Origin of the sequence: Rhodopila globiformis, assembly GCF_002937115.1 — a bacterium.
GTDB lineage: Bacteria > Pseudomonadota > Alphaproteobacteria > Acetobacterales > Acetobacteraceae > Rhodopila > Rhodopila globiformis.
The window spans coordinates 1-4,657 of the sequence record NZ_NHRY01000110.1; the positions used below are offsets into that span (position 1 = coordinate 1).

The window sequence follows — 4,657 nt, forward strand, 5'->3', positions numbered from 1 at the left end:
ACGGGGCTCGCCCGAAGCAGCACGACGGCTCTGGGCCATGGCGAAGCCGCTCGCCGGCACCTTGGCCGACACCTACTTGCGCGCTCGCGGGATTGAGACCATCCATCATGCGGGCGCGCTACGGTTTCATCCTCGGTGCTACTATCGCCCGGACGAGCATGCGCCGACCGAGACCTGGCCGGCGATGATCGCGGCCGTCACCGATCTTTCCGGCGCCATCACGGGCGTACATCGCACCTGGCTTGCCCCGGACGGCTTGGGCAAGGCGCCGATCGACACGCCGCGACGAGCCATGGGCGTTCTACTCGGCCATGCCGTTCGGTTCGGCGCGGCCGGCGACGTCCTCGCTGCCGGCGAGGGCATCGAGACGATGTTGTCGCTGCGATCCGTGATGCCCGCCATGCCCATGGCGGCCGCCCTCTCAGCCAGCCATCTCGCTGCTCTCCAGTTCCCGCCAGCGCTCCGTCGGCTCTACATCGCGCGCGATGCCGATGCCGCAGGCGAGACGGCGGTCGCGGCGCTCACCGAGGCAGCCGAAGCCGCTGGCTTCGAGGCGCTGGTCCTTTCCCCGCAACTTGGGGACTTCAACGAGGACCTGCTCGAGTTCGGCTCCGGCGCCGTTCGGGCGTCGGTGCGCACCCAGCTCGCGCCGCAAGATGCGGTCCGCTTCATGCGCCGGAGGATGGCCAGGACAGGGTGACCGAAGCCGGCGCCCGTCCCCGACTCACAAGGCCTTCAGGAAGGCCATGAGGTCCTTGTCCTCCTTCCATGAGCGAGCGGGCCGTGGCTGCCCCACCTCGCAGAGCGCGACGGCGTTGGCCTTCAGCGTGAGGTCGATTTCGGCATAGATGTTGGTCGTGCTGATCGAGACGTGTCCGAGCCAGGCGCGGATGGTGTTGATGTCCACGCCGGCGAGGACGAGGTGACAGGCCGTGGTATGCCGGATCACGTGTGGGGTTATCGTTCGACCGGCCAGCTCCGGGACTTTGGCCGCACAACGCTCGATGAAGCGATGGACCCCGAAGCGGGTGAACGGCGTCCCGAGCCGGCTGACGAACACGGCGTCCTCGCCCGCGCGACCGGTGATCTCGTCCACCAGAACGCGCTCGGTTTCCGGCCACAGCGGGCACTGGCGCGTCCTGCCGCCTTTGCCGTGCAGGGTCGCGAGATCGTGGGCGCCGTTCTGCGACCCGATCTGCAGATCGCGCACCCTCAGCTGGGTGGCTTCGGAGACTCTTGCGCCGGTGTTGTAGAGGAAGAGCAGAAGCGCGTACTCGCTCCGGCCGCGCCGGGTCTTGCGGTCGGGCGTCGCCAGCATCGCCTCCATCTCCGCCCGGGTCAGCCATCCGACCGGCGGCGGCATGGACCTCTTCGACGCGATGGCCCGGATGTGACCGCACCATTCGACAAGGGCCGGGTCCCGGCTGCCGATGAAGCGCGCGAACGCCCGTATGGCGGCAAGCCGCTGATTGCGGGTCCGCGCGGAGCAACCTCGATCCGTCTCGAGATGGGCGAGGAACTGCAGCACGTGTCCGGACGTGAGGTCCGATACGGCCAGCCGATCGACGGGCTTGCGCGCCTTCCGGCTGACGAAGGGAAGCAACAGGCTGAAGGTGTCGCGGTAGCTCTTGCGGGTGTTCCGGGCGAGATTGCGTTCGGTGACGATGTGCTCGGTGAGGAACCGGCGGAGCCAGGGGCCGAGGATTGCGAGGTCAGGCATGCCGACCTCCCGCCGCATAGTGGGCGAACCGCAGCGACGCCTGTTCCAGCAGCTCCGGCGTCATCGACAGATAGACCTTCGTGCCCTCCAGATCGGCGTGACCGAGATAGGTGGAGAGCACCGGCAGCAGCCGTTGCACATCGGCGCCCTGCCGATACCAACTCGTCAGGCGATGGACCGCGAAGCTGTGCCGAAGGTCGTGTAGGCGCGGGACCTTCCGACCACCTGCCGCGCGGTGGATCCCGGCGACGCGCCTGAGCGTGTCGAACGCGGCCTGCACGGTGCTGCTAGCGAGCCGAGTTCCGTCCTGGTTCGCCAAGAGCAAGGCGTTCTCGTCTTGGGCAAGCCCGGCTTGCCGGTTCTGGGACACGTGGTTGTCCAGCACCGTCGCAAGCTGGGGTCCGACCGGGACCAGCCGGCTCTTGTAGAACTTCGTGGCCCGGATGGTCAGGACGGCGTTCGCCAGATCGACGTCGCCCAAGGCGAGGCGGGTCGCCTCCCCGAAGCGTAACCCCGCCCCGTACAGCACGAGAAGCAGGGTGCGGAACGTCACCGCATCCAGCTGGACCGCGCCGCGCCGGCTTGCCTCTACGGTCGCGGGATCGAAGAGGCGCGCAAGCTCATCGCGCGAGTAGATGTAGGGCGGCGCCCGAACGGGCGAACTCGGCGCGTCGACCGGCATGGGCGAGCGGACCGCATGGCCGCGGCTGATCGCGTGCCGCCAGAAGCCGGCGAGCGCATAGTACCTATTCTCGCGGTGACGCGTCGGCGGGCCCTCGCCCGCCAGGTAGGCGAGGACCTGCCCCGTGGTGACCGCGTCGCAGGCGGCGTCGCCATCGGCATGGTCAAGGAACTGGCGCAAGAGGTTCGCCCCGGTTGTGAACTTCGCGCCATGAGCTCGTCGCCAGAGCACATAGCGTTCCATCGCCTCGCGCAGGATCATGCCAGGCCCTCCAGGTCGAGAGCGGCCACCTCGCGAAGCGCGGCGAGATCGACCTTGGCGTAGATCGTGGTGGAGGACGGATCGCGATGGCCGAGGAAGTCCCCGATCACCTTCATCGACGTGCCCCGATCCAGGAGGTGCTGGGCCGCGGCATGCCGAAGGGCGTGGGCCCCGCGTCGGCCGGTGACGACGCCGATGCCCGCCAGCCGGTCGCGGACCATTTTGCCCAGGGCTTTTCGGTCGAGCGGCCGGATCGGTGCGTGCGTCGTGAAGAAGAGACTGCGCCCGAAGCCGGACGGCCGGGCCTGCCTGATGTAGCGTAGGATGGCGTGACCCACGCCCTGCGACAGCGGCCACAGATGGGTCCGGCCCGGTTTCGGGCAGCGGACCCGAAGCATGGCGTTCTCCCAGTCCAGATCGTCCAGCCGCAGCCCGCCGACCTCTCCGGTCCGAAGCCCGTACCCGATGAACAGCATCAGGATAGCCCGATCGCGCTTGTCGACCGGGCGATCGCCTCCAACCGACGCCAGCAGGCGCACGACATCCTCGCGCGGCAGCCCCTTCGGCACGGTCTCGTCGGCCATGAACCGGGGCGCCACGATGCCTGCGGGGAGGCCCGCTCGGCACCAGCCGCGCGTCTCGGCGAACAAGAAGAACGCCCTCAGACGCTGGGCATAATCGTGTCTCGTCCGGCGGCCCCAGGCGCCTCGCCCGTACTCCGCCGCTACGGCATCGTCGATGTCGGTCATCCCGACGGCAATCAGCGGTGTGCCTCTTCCCGCCAGCCATACGAAGAAGCGGTCGGCAGCCCGACAATAGTCGTGCACGGTCGCCGCGGAGAGACCGCGTTCCTCGCGCATCCACCGCTCGAAGGCGCGGACCTCGGCGTCATGCGGATGGCGACGGTCGTCGGGTTCATCAAGCCAGTCCAGGAAGTTGAGCCATCGAACACCGTGGCTGACGAAGCGATCGCGCGTCTTGGGCGACGCGGTCCGATCGCAGCGGCGTCCCCTCGGCTGCGACCACAGCACTGCAGCAGCCTCAATCTGCGACGGGCTCACCCGGTCGCCATCTTCAAGGTCCAGAAGGCGCACCAAGCTCAGCTGATCGTTGGCGCACTTTCGCAAGGTCGATCGTCTCGCGCCGGTCGCCTTGAGATGAACGAGGTATCGTTCCCGCTGCTCCGCGAGCGACGCCGCGCGATACCTCTCGGCAGTGTGGGTGAAGAAGATGTCGTCGAACACGTTGGCCTCCATGTTGTTGGAGGCTTGAGCTTGCCGACGGAGCGGGGCGGCGGAAGCTATGTTGATCGCACGCGAGGCCTATCGTCCGGCGCGAGCTGGGCGCACAGTCCGTTCTTCAGCACCTCGGCGCCGAGCTGGCGCAGGTCCTCGTTGAAGTCGTTCAGCGCTGGCACGAGCGTCAGCGCCTCGACGCCAGCGGCACGCGCGCGATCGGCCAGGGTCTCCACGGCACGGTGTCCGGCGGGATCGTCGTCTCGCGCGAGGTAGAGCCGTCGTAATCCGGCGGGCAGTTCGAGCGCGGCGAGGTGGTTGGCCGAGAGCGCGGCCGCCGCCGGCATCGAGGGCATGACCTGCCGAAGCGAGAGGATCGTTTCGAGCCCTTCTCCTGCGATCATGACGTCGACCGCGCGGCCGAACCGAACGGCGCTGCCGAGCAGCAGGCCCATGGCGCGGCGGGGCGTCGAGACCGGCGCTTTGCCGGCTGATGCCGGATCCAGCCAGGTGCGATGCACGCCGGTTATCGCGCCATCGAGCGCCGTGACCGCCGCGATCAGCGCGGGCCAGGCGTCCCGAGCCTGGTCACGGAGGTCGTCATCGCCGCCGCGATACCAGCAGTGCGGGTGGAAGCGGAGAGTCTCACAACCCCTCAGGTCCGTGATCCCGCGGGCGTGAAGGTAAGCCTCGGCCAAGGTGCCGGCGAGCGGCTTCGCCATGGCCCAGAGCCGTCGTGCTGCTTCGGGCGAGCCCCGC

The 4,657-nt window shown here is 68.6% G+C and carries 5 protein-coding genes; 1 reads left to right on the plus strand and 4 read right to left on the minus strand.

Going from position 1 to position 4,657, the window contains the following annotated elements:
- Nucleotides 1-700, plus strand: a 700-nt coding sequence (locus tag CCS01_RS10940; protein WP_104518862.1) for a DUF7146 domain-containing protein, incomplete at its 5' end; no start/stop codon positions are given.
- A gap of 24 nt (nt 701-724) precedes the next feature.
- On the opposite strand, the gene CCS01_RS10945 is transcribed toward CCS01_RS10940, so the two are convergent.
- The 4 genes from CCS01_RS10945 to CCS01_RS10960 form a co-directional block, all read right to left on the minus strand.
- The gene (locus tag CCS01_RS10945; protein ID WP_104518863.1) at nt 725-1,720 is read right to left on the minus strand and encodes a tyrosine-type recombinase/integrase; all 996 of its coding nucleotides are present in this window, start codon (nt 1,718-1,720) and stop codon (nt 725-727) included.
- Nucleotides 1,713-2,663, minus strand: a complete 951-nt coding sequence (locus CCS01_RS10950; protein WP_104518860.1) for a tyrosine-type recombinase/integrase — start codon at nt 2,661-2,663, stop codon at nt 1,713-1,715. The genes CCS01_RS10945 and CCS01_RS10950 overlap by 8 nt, the downstream gene beginning before the upstream one ends.
- Complete coding sequence (locus tag CCS01_RS10955; protein ID WP_204848222.1) at nt 2,660-3,907, minus strand: tyrosine-type recombinase/integrase; 1,248 nt, start codon at nt 3,905-3,907, stop codon at nt 2,660-2,662. Before CCS01_RS10955 ends, CCS01_RS10950 begins: the two co-directional genes overlap by 4 nt.
- 56 nt (nt 3,908-3,963) lie before the next feature.
- Nucleotides 3,964-4,657 (minus strand): DUF7146 domain-containing protein (locus CCS01_RS10960; RefSeq protein ID WP_193540126.1); only part of this gene is annotated, 694 nt, incomplete at its 5' end.